The organism is Streptomyces sioyaensis, assembly GCF_004122735.1.
Taxonomy (GTDB): domain Bacteria; phylum Actinomycetota; class Actinomycetes; order Streptomycetales; family Streptomycetaceae; genus Streptomyces; species Streptomyces sioyaensis.
This window is the reverse complement of the sequence record NZ_SDIF01000013.1, coordinates 46,127-62,147: the sequence shown is the minus strand read 5'-3', so window position 1 is coordinate 62,147 and position 16,021 is coordinate 46,127. Positions and strand designations below refer to the sequence as shown.

The window sequence follows — 16,021 nt, the reverse complement described above, 5'->3', positions numbered from 1 at the left end:
GGTCCGACCGCACCGGCCCGTCCGGGCGCCCTCGGCGGTCCCGTGGGAGGTGGCTGCACGTCCCACGGAAAGGCGGCGTACGGGTCCGTCGGGGCAGTGGGTTGCCCATCGGTGCTCCTCCTCGGCGTGTGCCCGCGGGCCGGGCGATGTGCCCACCCCACCTACCGAGCCTGCTGGATGCCCCGGTCCGGCACCAAGGAGTCGATGGGCGCTGCAAGGAGACCGAACGGCCCGCCGACGGGCTGCCATATGGCCCTTGACCTGGCGGGCCGCATCCGTTCCGCCACACCGCGCCGGGCGACCTCATGGCCGTCGGACCGGACGAGCTCGTGGCCGTCGGACCGGACGACCTCATGGCCGTCGGGCCGTACCGACCGCGGTGCGCACCCCTCCGCCTCCTCGCTCATGGCGCCTCCAGAGGTACGACGTCCGGCCCCTGTCCCCATCGTGGCCCCTCGTGCAGGGGCGTGCCAGGCCACACGGTCGCGGGCCGGCTCCGTCGGCCACACCGGAGTGGCCCCGGGCGGTGCCGCGTCCGGTACGCGCACGACGGAGGGGCGGGCGCCTTCCCGGTGTGCGGAGGGGCGGGCGCCTTCGCCGTACGCGGACTGCCGGCGCCGCCACGGGGTACCCGGTCCGGAGAGGCGGGCGGGGGCCCGTCGGCAGGAGGGGAACCGCATGGCCATCGCCAAGACCGGCATCCTGGTACTGGACTGCACGGAGCCCGCGCCACTGGCGGACTTCTATGCACAATTCCTCGGCGGAGAAGCGCGGATCGGGAGCAGCCCGGACTACATCGAAGTCGTGGAGGGCGGCAGGATCCACCTCGCGATTCGGCGGGACCCGGGCGCGGCGCCGGCCAGTTGGCCCCGCCCCGACGACTCACAACAGGCTCATCTGCACTTCCTCGTCCCTGAGGACAACATGGACGAGGCCGAGCGCGAAGCCGTCGCGCTCGGCGCGCGGCCACTGGAGACGCGCGAGAACCACGGGCCCTACGACGCCCGCCGCTATGCGGATCCCGCCGGCCACCCCTTCGTCCTCGCCGCGAGCGAGGGGCACGCGCTGGGGCAGGCGAACTGAACGAGCGACGGCCGGCGACGGACCGGTAACGGCCGGGGGTGGCGGGAGGAACACGTCCCCGCACCGGCAACGGCAACGGCGACGGCCCGGCGGATCACCGTTTCGGATGATCCGCCGGGCCGTGTGTCGCTCTCCGGGCCGTCCGGTCAGACGACCCAGACGACTCAGACGACTCAGACGGCGCCGTGCTCCTTGCGGCGGCGCAGCAGCAGGAGCGTGCCGGTGACGCCACCCGCCACCACCGCCGCGCCGATGGCGACCGGGAGGACGGCGGAGCCGGCGGAGTCACCGGACGCGGCGGTGTTCTGCATCGAGGGGCCCGGGTCGATGGTCGTGGCGACCGGTGCGACGTGCCGCAGCGGGCCGACCGATTGGACCGAGCCGTCGGCGTTGAGGAGCACCTGCTTGTTGTTGGGGTGCCGGAAGTCGAACATCCCGTTCAGCGAGCCCGCCCGGGCGTCGAAGGACGCATCGCCGATCTGCCCGGTGTGCCAGTTGTGCTCGATGAACTTGATGATCGAGGTCTGCTCGGTCCGGGTGTGGTCGATCTTGTTGACCTTGCTGTACGGCGAGATCACCAGCAGCGGCTGCCGGGTGCCGGGACCGCAGCGGTCCTGGTAGCCGCCGGCGGCCGCGGGGCCCGCCTGGCAGGCCGGGCTGTCGGTGGCCTTGCCGTTGGAGCCGGTGCTGGTGTCCTTGGAGCCGTTGCGCGGCTTGACGAAGGCGTGGTCGTACCAGCCGTCGGAGTCGTCATAGGCGATGACGACGGCGGTGTCCTTCCACTGCGGCGACTGCTGGATGCGGTTGATCTGCTGGACCAGGAAGTGCTGTTCGTCGATCGGGTCGGAGTAGGCGGCGTGCGCGTCCTGGTACGCGGGGGCCTTGAGGAAGCTGACGGCCGGCAGCTTGCCCGCCTTGAGCACGGCGTCGAAGTCGCTCAGGTCGTAGTTGTGGTTGGCCGGTCCGTCGTGGCCGACCTCGTTGACGCTCTTCGGCGGCAGGTGGTGCGGGTTGGACGTCGACTTGTAGTACTCGAACGGCGAGTGGTGCGGGCTGTAGTCGACGGCCGCCGCTCCCCCGACGTTGGCGTGGGTGGTCCCGCCGCACTTGGCGAAGTGCCCCGCCTGGCCGTCCCACGCGGTGCTGGGCCGGAAGCCGCCCTGGAACCATCCCCAGCTGACATGACGGGAGTTGAGCACGTCACCGATGTTGCGCCCCTGCATCGCGGCGAGCGCGTTCTTGCCGGTGTGGTCCTTGTTGGAGCAGTCGTCGTAGGCCGGATCCGGGTCGTTGATCATGGTGCCGACGCCCTTGGCGTCCGGCGACTGCACGGTGTGCGGATCCGGCGTGTCGGTCTGCTTGGGGTCCTCCGTGCCGGAGGCCGGGTCCATGGAGACGACGCCGTGCGTCTGCCCGGAGATCAGGTTGATCGCGCCCGGTGAGGAGGGGCCGTAGACCGAGCTGAAGGAGCGGTCGTTGAGGGAGTAGTGCTGGGCGTAGTTCCACAGCCCGGTGACGGTGTTGCCGTCGTAGTAGTCCATCACCAGTCCGGGCTCGCCGTAGAGCCCGCCGGAGCACTTGCCGGAGTCGGTGTTCTCGACGAACTTGTCGGCCTTGCCGCCGTTGTACGCGTACTGCTCGGGCCCGTAGTCGTGGGTCTGGTCGCAGGTCACGGCCTGCGCGGGGGTGAGCCGCTTGGGCGCGTACTGGTTGGGGTTGTGCTTGAGCAGCCCGGCCGTGCGCAGGTTGTCGATGTCCCGGGGAGTGCGCGGCGAGGCGGTGAACTTGGTGCCGTCGGTGTTGGCGGCCTTCGGGTACGTCGCGAAGTAGTGGTCGAACGAGATGTTCTCGTCGAAGAGCACGACCACGTGCTTGATGGGCGTGGCCGTACGCGAGGAGTCGGGCGCTCCGGCCGCCGCCCATGCGGGCCCGCCGGCACCCAGGGCCGCGAGGGCCGCGGCACCCGTGAGGGCCCCCAGACTCCGTATCGTTGCTCGTCTTCCCCTACTGGCCATGCTGGTTCACCCTCCGGGCAGGGACGTATCGGTGCCGTACGGCCGGATGGTGTGCCGGTCCGGCGGCGGTGCGGCAGAGCCATGATGGCCTGAGAGTGAACACTGGGTCAGGTATCCCAGGCCAAACCTTGACCGCGTGTTGACCCTTCGGTTTCCGGAGCGGCCGCCGGTCATGCCAGCAAGGCCCGGCCGTACCAGTCCGCTTCGTCGCGGACGCCGGGCAGCGCGAAGAAGTATCCGCCGCCGAAGGGCTTGATGTAGTCCGTCAGCGGCTCGCCGGCGAGCCTGCGTTGCACGGTCTCGAACTGGCGGGCAAGGTCTTGCTGGTAGCAGCAGAACAGCAGGCCCATGTCCAGATTGCCGTTGCGGTCCGTCCCGTTGTCGTAGTTGTAGGCACGGCGCAGGAGGCGCTGGTCGTCGGTGGCCGCGGTCCGTGGATTGGCCAGCCGGATATGGCTGTCCAGGGGGATCACATCGCCCTTGGGGTCGCCGGGATAGTGCGGCGTGTCGTGTTCGGCGTCGCCGTCCAGGGGTGCCCCGGTCTCCCGGGCTCGGCCGAACATCCGCTCCTGCTCGGTCAGCGACACCCGGTCCCAGAACTCCACCAGCATGCGGATCAGACGCACCACTTGGTAGCTGCCGCCGACCGCCCAGTCCGGCTCGCCCGCTCCCCGCCGCACCCACACCAGACGGTCCGTCTCGCGGGCGGAGCGGGCGTCCGGGTTGGCCGTACCGTCCTTGAACCCGAAGAGGTTGCGGGGCGTCCCGGACGGCCGGGGCGGGCTGGTGAAGCCGTCCAGCCGCCAGCGCACCTGCATCCCACCGCGGGTGTGCCGGGCGAGGTCGCGCAGGGCGTGCAGGACGGTGTCCGTATCGTCCGCGCACAGCTGGATGCTCAGGTCACCGTGGCACCACTCGGCCCGGAGGTCGTCGTCGGGGAAGGTGGGCATGGTGGTCAGGCGGCGCGGCGCGCGGCCGGGCAGCCCGAACCGTTCGTCGAAGAGGGCCGCGCCCACGCCGACCGTCACCGACAGCGCGCCGGCGGGGACCTCGGGCCCCAGGAGGCCCGAGTCGGCGGGCGGGCCGGTGATGCCGACCGGTGCCGGCAGTCCGCCGCCGGTCAGGAAGCGGGCCCGGGCCGTGACGGTGCGCAGCAGATCGGCCAGTTCGCGGCGGTCCCCGGCGGTCACGTCGAACGCGGTGAACGCGGTGACCCGGCGGGGCGGCGCGAGCACCGAGGCCTGACGGGTGCCGTGGAACGGAACCGGGAGCGCGGCTTCCGCCAGCAGCCCCGGGCCCGGCACCGGCACCGTCGCGCCGGCCGCCGGCAGGCCGTCGCCGGGCGCGGCACCGCCGGTCGCGAGACCGGCCCCGGCCAGTGCCGCACCCCGCAGGAATCCCCGTCGCCCGACACCGTTCATGCCCGTCACACCGTTCTCCGCGCATCGCACAGCGTCGCCACCGACGCCAGTCGTTCCACCAGATCTCCGAGCGCCGCGTCGACGCGTTCCCGCCGGGCCCGGTCCAGACGGGCCGGCGAGGTCCACCGGCCGCCGCGCCGGAAGCCGTCGAGCAGCCGCTGTGTGCGGTCCAGTTCGGCCTCCAGCTGCCGCAGACCGGGGTAGCGGGTGACCAGGAGGGGGCGCAGCCGGCTGAGGACGGCGCGGGTCCCGTCGAGGTTGGCGCGTGCGGTGGCGAGGTTGCTGCCGCTGCCGTAGTCGGTCCGCCCGGTCAGCTCGAACTCAAGGGTGTTCTCCAGGATCTCGTGCGCCCGCAGGCCGAGGTCCGCCGGATCCATCCGCGCCTGCGCCCAGTCGTCCCGGAGCCTGCGCACGGACGCGACGAGCGCGGCGGCCGGTGCGCGCAGGGTGGCGGCCGACTGCCCGTGCCACAGCCCGTATTCGATGCGGTGGAAGCCGGTGAACGCCGGGTCCCGGTCGCCCTTCGGCAGACCGGCGCCGGTGCCGTTGATCTGCTGGTCCGCGTCGCCGAAGGTGCCGTACGCCGCGCCCAGCCGTTCATAGGCGAGGTGGGCGGGCAGCCAGGCGTTCCGGGCGCCCGCGAGGTCCCCGCGGGCGACGGCGTCCCGTAGCGTCGCGGTCCGGCCGACGAGGTCGTCCAGCCCGCGCCCGACCCACTTCTGGTAGTCCAGTGCCGGGGGAATCAGGTCGTGTTGGGTGAGCGGAGCCGCCGCCGGCCCCGCAGGGCCGCCGCCGTCGATGCGGACCGTGGGCCCGGTGACCGCGTCGGCGTCGTCCGGCAGGCACATGAACGCGTAGGTCCCCTGGCCCAGCCGGACCCGCAGCCGGCGGGTCGTCCCGGGGCTTATCCCCTCCACCTCGCCGTACACCGCCCCGTTCCGCGGGGACTTGAGATAGACCTCGGCCGCGGTGTCGGAGGTGTTGTGCAGCTCGAAGACCTGCGTCCCGGGGCGGGGGTGTGCCCAGCCCCGGCCGCAACCGCTCGGCGAGACCTCGACGGTGGTGTGCGGCAGCCCGTCCGCCGCGGCCCGGCCGTCCCCCGCCGCGTCACCCGGGCCGTCGGCCGGAACCAACGTCACCAGCAGGCCGCCGACGAGGAGCGCACCGCCGATGCCCCGCACACGGGCGGACCGCAGCCATGGGGGGCCGGTTCGTGGCACTACCGGCCTCCCGGGGTCGTTCACAGCACGCGCTCGCGTACCTGGTGCAGGCAGAACAGGGCCACGGTCCCGGCGCGTCTCCTGCCGTGCCCGACGGCAACGCTGCACATGCTAAGCAGCGCACGCCGCCCGAACACTCATTCCCCCGAAGAGATACCAGAACTTCCCCCGTGGTTCACCGGACGGTCGCCGGTCGCCGTCCGGCCCGTCGGACGTCGCGCGCCCACCCGCACGAGTCGAGAGCCGGCCGGGTCACTGCGTCATGTGCGGTACGCAGAGCGGTCGTTGGCCGGCGGCGGGCGGGGGCGGGGCGCACGGCTTCCGCAACCTGGGCCGCCGGCCGTGCGGGCGCAGCCCGAAGCCCCGTCGGCCGTGCTGCGGCGGCTTCGCGCCCGACGGCGTCATGCGCTCCGCCGACGGGCGGTACGTCACGGTGCGTATCCGTCGGAGGCCGCATATCGGGACCGGGCGGCTCCGGAATATCGGGACCGGCGCCTGCGGACAGCTCCGGATGACTCCGGCCGGGCGCACCCCGCCGGACCACCCGATTGGCCCAATGTTCCGGGTGCCCGGCCGGGGCCTGGGGCCGCCGGGAATGGCGGGACACGGTGCCCTCATCGACCCGCTTTCCCGACCGGGCGGAAAGGCCATTCGAGGCTTCCCTGTGTTTACGATCCCTGGGAGGAAATGGGCGCTTTTTGTGCCCGCGGCCCCGTTGCTGCCGTGCATGTGCGCCTTGCTGTCGTCGCAGGCGGTGAATCCGCTCGCCCCCTTCCCACTTAGGGAGCTCGATATGGAATCCGGCGCCAACGTCTGGAACTGCCCGTTCGACTATGCCGAGGGCCTTGAATTCGACCCCACGCTCAAGCGCCTGCTGACCGAGGAACCGGTGGCCCGCATCCGGCTGCCGTACGGGGAGGGCGAGGCGTGGCTCGTCACCCGGTACGAGGACGTCCGCACGGTGACCACCGACCGGCGCTTCAGCCGCAGTGCCATCATCGGGCGCGACTTCCCCCGTATGACGCCCGAGCCGATCGTCCAGGACGAGGCGATCAACGTGATGGACCCGCCCGCCAGCAGCCGCCTGCGGAGCCTGGTCTCCAAGGCCTTCGCGCCGCGTCAGGTGGAGCGCATGCGGGTCCGCACCCGGCACGTCGTGGACGAGCTGCTGGACCGGATGGCCAAGCACGGCTCGCCCGCGGACCTGATGGAGAGCCTGGCCTCCCCACTGCCGCTGACCACGATCTGCGAGGTGCTCGACATCCCCGAGCGCGACCGCGGCCAGTTGCGCGCGCACGCCCGGACGATGATGAACGTGAGCCTCGACAACCGGGACAAGGCCGTGCGGGCCAAGGCCGAGATGCGCGGCTACTTCGAGACGCTGACCGCGAAGCGTCGTCAGCACCCGGGAGACGACCTGATCAGCGCGCTGGCCACCGCGCGCGACGGCGACGAGATCCTGGGCGACCAGGAACTCACCGTCATGGCCATGGTCCTGCTCATCACCGGCCAGGACACCACCACCTACGAGATCGGCAACCTCGCGTACACGCTGCTGACCCGGCCCGAGGAACTGGCCATGCTGCGCTCCCGCCCCGAGATGCTGCCGCAAGCGATGGAAGAAATGCTGCGGTTCATTCCGTTCCGCAAGGGTGTCGGCATCCCCCGGGTCGCCACCGAGGACGTGGAGCTGAGCGGGGTGACGATCCGCGCCGGGGACATCGTGCACGTCTCCTATCTGACGGCCAACCGGGACCCCCGGAAGTTCGACCGGCCCGACGAGCTGGATCTGGAGCGGGAGGGCAAGCCGTCCCACATGACCTTCGGCTGGGGCGGGCACCACTGCCTGGGCGCCCCGCTCGCCTTCACGGAGCTCGAAGTCGCCCTCGGATCCCTGCTGGAGCGCTTCCCGGAGCTGCGGCTCGCCAAGCCGCCCGAGGACGTGCGCTGGAACACGACCTCGATCTGGCGCTATCCGCTGGAGTTGCCGGTCGCCTGGTAAGGGCGGCCATCGCGGCGGAATGCGGATCTCACCCGGCTGGCGTACGGTTACTAGTCGGAAAGATGATCCATCTGCACGGGGAGAGGTCATTCTTCGACTGGCCCGCCAATTCTCTCAAGAGTCGTCAACCCCGGGCCTCCGGGCCCGCCAACGGTTCTTTGCCGTTTGACCAGGCACCGTCCCGCGGCGGGTTCACCGGCCGAAATCGACTCGAATTACGAGGGGAATTGCACAAAGGCGGTCCCTGGTCTGCAAGGAGTGCATCCCATGGCGGTTCTGTGCAAACCTGCAATCGCGGTCCCTGAATACGTCATCACCCAAGAGGACACCCTCGAACTCGCACGACGGCTGCACAAGGACCACTCGCAGCTGAAATTGGTACTGCGGCTGATCGAGCACACCGGCGTCCTCAAACGGCATTTGATCCAGCCGATCGACAAGGTGCTCAAGCACCCGGGCCTCGATGCCCGCAACGCGGTGTACGAGGAGGAATCCAAGGCCCGCGTCCCCGCGGTGGTGCGCACGGCACTCGACCAGGCCCAACTGGAGCCGCAGCAGATCGACCTGATCGTCTATGTGTCCTGCACCGGCTTCATGATGCCGGCGCTGAGCGCGTGGCTCATCAACACCCTGGGCTTCCGGCCGGAGACCCGGCAGATACCGATAGCCCAGCTCGGCTGCGCCGCGGGTGGCGCCGCCATCAACCGGGCGCATGACTTCTGCACGGCGTACCCCGACGCCAACGTGCTGATCGTGGCGTGCGAGTTCTGCTCGCTGTGCTACCAGCCCACGGACCTGGGGGTGGGCTCGCTGCTGTCGAACGGCTTGTTCGGGGACGCGGTCGCCGCCGCCGTGGTGCGGGGGAACGGTGGCACCGGCGTGAGCCTGGAGCGCAACAGCTCGTACCTGATCCCGAACACCGAGGACTGGATCTCCTACGCGGTGCGCTCCACGGGCTTCCACTTCCAGTTGGACAAGCGGGTGCCCGGCACCATGAAGCCGCTCGCCCCCGCCCTGCGCACCGTGGCGGAGCAGCACGAATGGAACGCGGGCGACCTGGACTTCTACATCGTCCATGCGGGCGGCCCGCGCATTCTGGACGACCTGTGCCACTTCCTGGAGGTGCCGCCGGAGGCCTTCCGTTTCAGCCGCGCGACGCTCACCGAGTACGGCAACATCGCCAGCGCGGTGATCCTCGACGCCCTGGGCCGGATGTTCGACGAGGAATCGGCGCTCGACGGGCAGCGCGGTCTGCTGGCGGGCTTCGGGCCCGGCATCACCGCCGAGATCGCCCTGGGCACGTGGACCTCGACCCCGGTGACCGCCAGGTGAGCGCGCGCGCCCGGTGCGCCCGGTGGTGGCCCGCCGGGCGCACCGGGCGGTCCGCTCCCGCCCGCCGCCGGGCGCCCGGGGAACGGATGCGGGGCCCGGGGCCGCAGGCGCGGGGCCCCGGCGGCGGACGGGAGGCACGGCTACGGCGGACGGGAGGACACAGCTGCGGCGGGCGGGAGCGCGACAGCAATTGGCACATACGTCTCTTTTGCGTTGAATGGGAATATCTTTACAGATATGTCGGCACGCTTTATGCAGAAGAAGAAGGCGGCTTGCCTCCATCACAGCAGGTGAGAGGGCCTGCGGGGCGATTCCGGGCCGGCCGGGCCGCGGTCTGTCCGAGCCACCCGGGCGCCGGGCCAGGCGGCGGGCGGAGCAGCTGCCCGCCACGACGGCGGAGCTCGCGCACCGCCCCCCTTCTGCTGCCCCCTGACCACGGGCCGCTCCGGGAGTGGGCCGCAACGCGAGGAGAAGAAGACCATGGCACGTGCAGTGGGTATTGACCTCGGTACGACGAACTCGGTGGTCAGTGTGCTGGAGGGCGGCGAGCCCACGGTGATCACCAACGCCGAGGGCGCCCGGACCACCCCGTCGGTGGTCGGCTTCGCCAAGGGCGGGGATGTGCTGGTGGGCGAGGTCGCCAAGCGACAGGCCGTGACCAACGTGGACCGCACCGCGCGCTCGGTCAAGCGCCACATGGGCGAGGCGGAGTGGCGCTTCCCGGACAGCGGCGACATCGACGGCAAGCGCTACACCGCGCAGGAGATCTCCGCGCGGGTCCTGCAGAAGCTCAAGCGCGACGCCGAGGAGTACCTGGGCGAGGACGTGACGGATGCCGTCGTGACCGTTCCGGCGTACTTCAATGACGCCCAGCGCACCGCCACCAAGGAGGCCGGGGAGATCGCGGGCCTGAAGGTGCTGCGGATCGTCAACGAGCCGACCGCCGCCGCCCTGGCCTACGGCCTCGACAAGGAGAACGACCAGACCATCCTGGTCTTCGACCTCGGTGGCGGCACCTTCGACGTCTCGCTGCTGGAGATCGGCGACGGCGTCGTCGAGGTGAAGGCCACCAACGGCGACACCCACCTGGGCGGCGACGACTGGGACCAGCGGATCGTCGATCACCTGACCAAGCAGTTCAAGAACGCGTACGGCATCGACCTGTCCAAGGACAAGATGGCCACCCAGCGGCTGCGGGAGGCCGCCGAGAAGGCGAAGATCGAGCTGTCGGCGGCGACCGAGACCACGATCAATCTGCCGTATTTGAGCGCGTCGGCCGACGGCCCGCTGCACCTCGACGAGAAGCTCACCCGCTCGCAGTTCGAGCAGCTGACCTCCGACCTGCTGGAGCGCTGCAAGACGCCGTTCCACAACGCGGTGCGGGACGCCGGGATCAAGGTCTCCGACGTCAATCACGTGATCCTGGTCGGCGGCTCGACCCGGATGCCCGCGGTGACCGAGCTGGTCAAGGAGCTGACCGGCAAGGACCCACACAAGGGCGTCAACCCGGACGAGGTCGTCGCCGTCGGTGCGGCGCTCCAGGCCGGTGTCCTCAAGGGTGAGGTCAAGGACGTCCTCCTGCTGGACGTCACCCCGCTGTCCCTCGGCATCGAGACCAAGGGCGGCATCATGACCAAGCTCCTGGAACGCAACACCACGATCCCGACCAAGCGCTCCGAGATCTTCACGACGGCCGAGGACAACCAGCCGTCCGTGCAGATCCAGGTCTACCAGGGCGAGCGCGAGATCGCGGCGTACAACAAGAAGCTCGGGATGTTCCAGCTGACCGGGCTGCCGCCGGCCCCGCGCGGGGTCCCGCAGATCGAGGTCTCCTTCGACATCGACGCCAACGGCATCATGCACGTGACCGCGAAGGACCTGGGCACCGGCAAGGAGCAGAAGATGACCGTCACCGGCGGCTCCTCGCTGCCGAAGGACGACATCGACCGGATGGTCCGCGACGCCGAGCACCACGCCGAGGAGGACCGCCGCAAGCGGGAGACCGCGGAGACCCGCAACCAGGGCGAGCAGCTCGTGTACCAGACCGAGAAGTTCCTCAAGGACAACGAGGACAAGGTCCCCGGTGAGATCAAGACCGAGGTCGAGACCGCGGTCGGCGAGCTGAAGGAGAAGCTCAAGAACGAGTCCACCGACGGCGACAACACCGCCGAGATCCGCACCGCCACCGAGAAGCTCGCGGCCGTCTCCCAGAGGCTGGGTCAGGCCATGTACGCCGATGCGCAGGCGCAGCAGTCCCAGGGCGCCGGGCCGACCGCCGAGGGCTCCGGCGAGGGCGGTTCGGGAGCGGCCGGCGGCGAGCAGGACGACGTCGTCGACGCGGAGATCGTGGACGACGACAAGCAGGAGGGAAGCGCACGATGAACCGCCCGCCCCACGTCCGTGGCCTCCCCCACCCTCCGCTGGCGCTCGTCGGACACGGACCGGAGGAAAGCCCCGGGCCGGTCCCGCCCCGTACCACCGACGGGGAGGGGCCGGCCGAGCGGGAAACCGGCAGCCCGCCCGGCGACGCCCGGGGTGCCGAGCGGCCGGTTCCGCCGGAGGCGACGCTCCGCGCCGACCTCCGGGAGCGGACGGCCGATCTGCAGCGGCTGAAGGCCGAGTTCGACAACTACCGCAAGCGGGTCCACCGCGATCGTCTGGCGGTCGGCGAGATCGCCGTCGCCAATGTGCTGAGCCGATTGCTTCCGGTGCTCGACTCGCTGGCCGAGGCCACCGAGCGCGGCGAGGTGACCGGCGGTTTCCAGCGCATCGCCGAGGCGCTGCACGCCGAACTGGCGGCGCTGGGCCTCCAGCCCGTCGGCACGGCGGGTGCCCCCTTCGACCCGCAGATCCACGAGGCCATCACCTACACCCCCGACGAGCGGCTCGCCAGTGCCCTGTGCACCGAGGTCCTCCGCCAGGGCTACCGGGTCGGCGGGCACCTGCTGCGCCCCGCACAGGTGGCCGTCGCCGGGCAGCCACCTGCGGGATAGCCATGTCCGCCGGGTGCAACCGGCCGTCACCGCACGGGCATTGCAACTGACGACCCGTCACCTTACCCTTCCGGCACACCCCCACCGCACCGGGGCGCTCGTTCGGTCTCACCCCTACGACGCGTACGCGGTGCAGCGGGGCGGCACGCCGCGAGCCGCGTGCCGGGAGGACAGCCATGTCCGACGACAGCGCTCGAAGGAACTCCCTCACCCGCCGTACGCTCCTGGGCGGGGCCGCCGCGGGGTTCGCCGCGGCGGCGGGGTTACGCCCCGTATACCGCATCCCCGCGGGCAGCGCCGCGGCCACCAGCACCCCTCCGCCGGACTTTCCGGCCGGCATTCCGCTCGCCCAGCAGGCCTTCCGGAACTGGTCGCTGGAGATCGTGGTCGAGAACGTCTGGACCGCGTCGGCCCGCACGCCCGACGACGTCGTCACCCTCGCGAACTGGGCCCATCAGCACGGCTACCGGCTCCGCGCCCGCGGCAAGGGCCACACCTGGTCACCGCTGGTGATCCCCGCCGGGGCCGACACCGACCGTACGGTGCTCGTCGACACCACCTCCCACCTCACGGCGGTCAGCGTGCGCCCCGGCAGCCCAGGCAGCCCCGGCAGCGTGACCGCGCAGGCGGGGGCCACCCTCGACGCCATCCTCGCCCGCCTGGAGGAGTCGGGGCTCGGCCTGGCCACGACCACCGCTCCGGGCGACCTCACCATCGGCGGGGTGCTCGCCATCGGCGGGCACGGCACCGGTGTGCCCACCGCCACCGAGAACCCGCCCGCGGGCTCCGGCTTCGGCACGCTGAGTTCCCAGGTCAGCTCGCTCACCGCCGTGGTGTGGAGCGCGCCCGAAGGCCGCTATGTCCTCAAGACCTTCACCCGCAGCGACCCGGATATCCGCGCCTTCCTCGTGCACCTGGGGCGCGCCTTCGTCACCGAGGTGACGATGACCGCCGCAGCCAACACCCGGATCCGCTGCCAGAATTGGTACGACGTGAACGTCGCCACCGTCTTCGGACCGCCCGGCACCGGCGGGCGCACCCTGGCCTCCTACGTGGACCGCACCGGGCGGATCGAGGCGATCTGGTTCCCGTTCACCGATGTGCCGTGGCTGAAGGTGTGGAGCGTGGCACCGTCCAAACCGCTGTTCGCCAAGCAGCTCGACGCTCCCTACGCCTACACCTTCGCCAACCGCGTCACCGAGGACATGTCGAAGCTGCTCGGGGAGATCGCCGCGGGCGGGGGCGACAAGACCCCCGCGTTCACCAAGCTCGCGATGTCCATCGTCGGGTCCGGGCTGATCGTCACCGGCACCTGGGACGTCTGGGGCTGGTCGAAGAACAGCCTGCTGTACGTCGAACCCACGACGCTGCGGATCGTCGAAGCGGGCTGGGCGGTGCTGACGTCCCGGGCGAACGTGCAGCGGGTGGTGCATGAGTTCTACGCCCGCTACCAGAGCGTGCTCACCGCGCACCAGAGCCGCGGCTCGTACCCCGTCAACGGCCCGATCGAGCTGCGGATCACCGCTACGGACCCGGCCGACGGTCCGCTCCTGTCCCCGGCGCGGGCCCATCCGGACCACCCCGAGTGGGACACCGTGGTGTGGCTCGACTTCGCCACCTATCCCGGCACGCCCGGCGCCGGTCCCTTCTTCCGTGAACTGGAGCAGTGGATCTGGCAGAACTACACCGGTTCCTATGCGACGGTGCGGCCCGAGTGGTCCAAGGGCTGGGCCTATACGGACGGCGGGCCGTGGACGGACCCCGCCGTACTGGGCGGCACCGTGCCGGCCGCCTTCGGCGACTGGCACACGGCCGGGGAGAAACTGAACTCCTACGACCCGGGGCGGGTGTTCTCCAACGCCTTCCTCGACACCCTGCTGCCCTGACCCGCGGACGCCCCCTAGGTGGGGCGGAGGGTGAGCCCGCCCGAGGGCCCGGCGGCGGTGCACGGGGCGAAGCCGGAGCCGATCGAGTCCAGGAGGGTGCGCAGCCAGCGGGAGTCGTCCGCGGAGGCGGGCCGCAGCCGCATCTGCCGGGACTGCAGCGGGACGATCCGCAGCTCGTGCAGCCGGCCGGTGTCCGGGTCCACCGAGACGAGGTAGAGCAGCCGCAGGTCGTCCCGGTAATGCTCGTAGCCGGTGATGCCCTCGTAGTCGTCGATGAGGTCGCCGCACCCGTGGATCACCAGCTTGCCGCGGTACGCCTCCAGGGCCCGGGGGTGGTGCGAGGAGTGCCCGTGGACGACATCCACCCCGCCGTCAAGGAGGACGTGTGCGAAGGCGGCCTGGTCGCGGGGCACGTGATAGCCCCAGTTGGAACCCCAGTGCACGGAGGCCACCGCGATGTCGCCCGGCTGCTTCAGCTGCCGTATCCGGTCGGCGATGCCGGATGCGGCGGCCCGTGAGGGCCCGGCCACGAAGGCGACCCCGGACCGGTCCCCGGTCGCGGCCCAGGTGCCGGGGATGCCGCTGGACGGCATCCCGAACGAGAAGACCAGGACCCGACGGCCGCCCCCGACGGGGACGATCGCCGGGCGGCTCGCGGCAGCGTCGTCCGCGCCGGCACCGGCCGTCCGCAGCCCCGCCTCCGCCAGCGTGGCGAGGGTCTCCGCCAGGCCGCGGCGGCCGAAGTCGAGGACGTGGTTGTTGGCGAGGACGCAGACGTCCGGGCGGGCGGCGGCCAGGCACGGCAGGTTCGCCGGGTTCATCCGGTAGTGGATCGCCTTGTCGGGTGCGAAGTCGGAGTGCCGGGTGACGCTGGTTTCCAGATTGAGCACCCGGGCGGCGGGCGCCGCCTCGTCGAGCACCGGCAGCGCCTCGCCCCACGGCCAGGAGAAGGCGGTCGGACGGGGCACGGGGCCGTTCGCCGCCTCCGCCAGCGCGACGTAGTCACGGGCGTCCCGGGAGTAGCCCTCGCGCAGTGCCGGGTCTCCGGGATGCGGCAGGATCTGGTCGACGCCACGGCCCAGCATGACGTCACCGCAGAGGAACAGCGTGAGCAAGTCACCGCCCATTCCCCCAGGTTAGGCCGGGACGGCCGGGGTTTCTCGGCGGGCGGGCTCCCGGCTCCCCCGGCTCCGGGCCTAGGTGCCGTGCGGCCGGGTGGTCAGACGGGGAGCCCGGCACCCTGGTGGGCCGGCTGTCCGGTGAAGTAGTGCACGTACTCGTGCCGCAGCCGGAAGCCGGCGGTCCAGGCGAGGAGCCGGCTGGGGCGGTGGTCGCGGGAGCAGGTCCAGCTGGGGGTGTGGCCGCGGGCGGCGATGTCCCGGCACAGGGCGGTCACACAGGCCAGGGCCAGGCCCCGGCGACGGTGGGCGGGGTCGGTGAAGCAGGCGACGTCCTCGTACGCGGTGCCGTGGACGTAGGTGCAGGCGACGGCGAGCATCCGGCCCCGGTAACGGGCCGCCCAGCCGAGTCCGGAGGCGGCGAGCCCGGCGGGGCCGCCCCAGCCGGCGTGGATCCACGCCGCGTCCGCGGTGAGGGCGGTCAGCGCCGGCGCGTCCTCGGGTGCCAGTCTGCGTACCGTCACGCCGTGCGGCGGGCGCGGCACCGCCGCCGGCACCCGGTGCACGAAGAGCATCCGCTCCCACGGCACGATCAGCCCGAAGGCGCTGCCCAGCGCCGGCAGGAAGCAGCCGGCCGCCCGTACGTAGTGCGCGTCGAAGACCGCGAGGGCATCGGGGGCCAGCGCGCTCGGATCGCCGCGGAGCAGCACATGGCCGGCGCAGGCCACGGCCACGGTGCGGGGCTCGACGGCGCGGTCGGCCCACCAGCGGCCGGTTCCGGTGGCCCGCACATGTTCGGGCAGCGCGGCCGTCCCCGGGGCGCCGGCGGCGAACCAGCGGGTGAGAGCGGGGAGTTGGTCCGGGGCAAGTTCGATCAACAGGGAGTTCCTCGGATGTCGCGAGCGGCCCGGACGGAGCCTCCGCACCGCGCGGTGAGCTGCCGGACGACCT

General features: G+C 71.6%; 12 protein-coding genes. 6 read left to right on the top strand and 6 right to left on the bottom strand.

Annotated elements, in window-relative coordinates; translation table 11 throughout:
- Positions 1–161 precede the first annotated feature (161 nt).
- The gene (locus EST54_RS07230) at positions 162–407 is read right to left on the bottom strand and encodes a hypothetical protein (protein WP_129246212.1); all 246 of its coding nucleotides are present in this window, start codon (positions 405–407) and stop codon (positions 162–164) included.
- A gap of 271 nt (positions 408–678) precedes the next feature.
- Here EST54_RS07230 and EST54_RS07225 point away from each other — a divergent pair, with 271 nt between their 5' ends.
- Positions 679–1,083, top strand: coding sequence for a VOC family protein (locus EST54_RS07225; protein WP_093481722.1), 405 nt, complete (start codon positions 679–681; stop codon positions 1,081–1,083).
- Between the two features lie 173 nt (positions 1,084–1,256).
- Here EST54_RS07225 and EST54_RS07220 read toward each other — a convergent pair whose 3' ends face one another.
- From EST54_RS07220 to EST54_RS07210, 3 genes are all read right to left on the bottom strand, one after another.
- The gene (locus EST54_RS07220) at positions 1,257–3,098 is read right to left on the bottom strand and encodes a phospholipase C (RefSeq protein WP_129246210.1); all 1,842 of its coding nucleotides are present in this window, start codon (positions 3,096–3,098) and stop codon (positions 1,257–1,259) included.
- Between the two features lie 170 nt (positions 3,099–3,268).
- Positions 3,269–4,519 carry an iron uptake transporter deferrochelatase/peroxidase subunit gene (gene efeB / locus EST54_RS07215; RefSeq protein ID WP_129246208.1) on the bottom strand — a complete coding sequence of 417 codons (1,251 nt, stop codon included), beginning with the start codon at positions 4,517–4,519 and terminating at the stop codon, positions 3,269–3,271.
- Between the two features lie 5 nt (positions 4,520–4,524).
- Positions 4,525–5,739 carry an EfeM/EfeO family lipoprotein gene (locus EST54_RS07210; RefSeq protein WP_167511500.1) on the bottom strand — a complete coding sequence of 405 codons (1,215 nt, stop codon included), beginning with the start codon at positions 5,737–5,739 and terminating at the stop codon, positions 4,525–4,527.
- Between the two features lie 793 nt (positions 5,740–6,532).
- Between EST54_RS07210 and EST54_RS07205 the strand changes: the two genes are divergently transcribed.
- The 5 genes from EST54_RS07205 (at position 6,533) to EST54_RS07185 (ending at position 13,952) form a co-directional block, all read left to right on the top strand.
- Complete coding sequence (locus EST54_RS07205; protein WP_129246206.1) at positions 6,533–7,741, top strand: cytochrome P450; 1,209 nt, start codon at positions 6,533–6,535, stop codon at positions 7,739–7,741.
- Between the two features lie 267 nt (positions 7,742–8,008).
- Entirely contained in the window at positions 8,009–9,073 is a 1,065-nt protein-coding gene (locus EST54_RS07200; protein ID WP_129246204.1) for a type III polyketide synthase, read from the top strand.
- A gap of 480 nt (positions 9,074–9,553) precedes the next feature.
- Positions 9,554–11,455: a molecular chaperone DnaK gene (gene dnaK, locus EST54_RS07195; RefSeq protein ID WP_129246202.1), complete on the top strand. Its 1,902-nt coding sequence runs from the start codon at positions 9,554–9,556 to the stop codon at positions 11,453–11,455.
- Positions 11,452–12,066, top strand: coding sequence for a nucleotide exchange factor GrpE (grpE, locus tag EST54_RS07190; protein WP_129246200.1), 615 nt, complete (start codon positions 11,452–11,454; stop codon positions 12,064–12,066). The genes dnaK and grpE overlap by 4 nt, the downstream gene beginning before the upstream one ends.
- A 176-nt stretch (positions 12,067–12,242) precedes the next feature.
- Positions 12,243–13,952 (top strand): cholesterol oxidase substrate-binding domain-containing protein, encoded by a 1,710-nt coding sequence (locus EST54_RS07185; protein ID WP_129246198.1) that lies wholly within the window; start codon positions 12,243–12,245, stop codon positions 13,950–13,952.
- A 14-nt stretch (positions 13,953–13,966) separates the two neighbouring features.
- Here EST54_RS07185 and EST54_RS07180 read toward each other — a convergent pair whose 3' ends face one another.
- Entirely contained in the window at positions 13,967–15,079 is a 1,113-nt protein-coding gene (locus tag EST54_RS07180; protein WP_129246197.1) for a CapA family protein, read from the bottom strand.
- A gap of 92 nt (positions 15,080–15,171) precedes the next feature.
- Positions 15,172–15,948, bottom strand: coding sequence for a GNAT family N-acetyltransferase (locus EST54_RS07175; protein ID WP_129246194.1), 777 nt, complete (start codon positions 15,946–15,948; stop codon positions 15,172–15,174).
- Positions 15,949–16,021 lie beyond the last annotated feature (73 nt).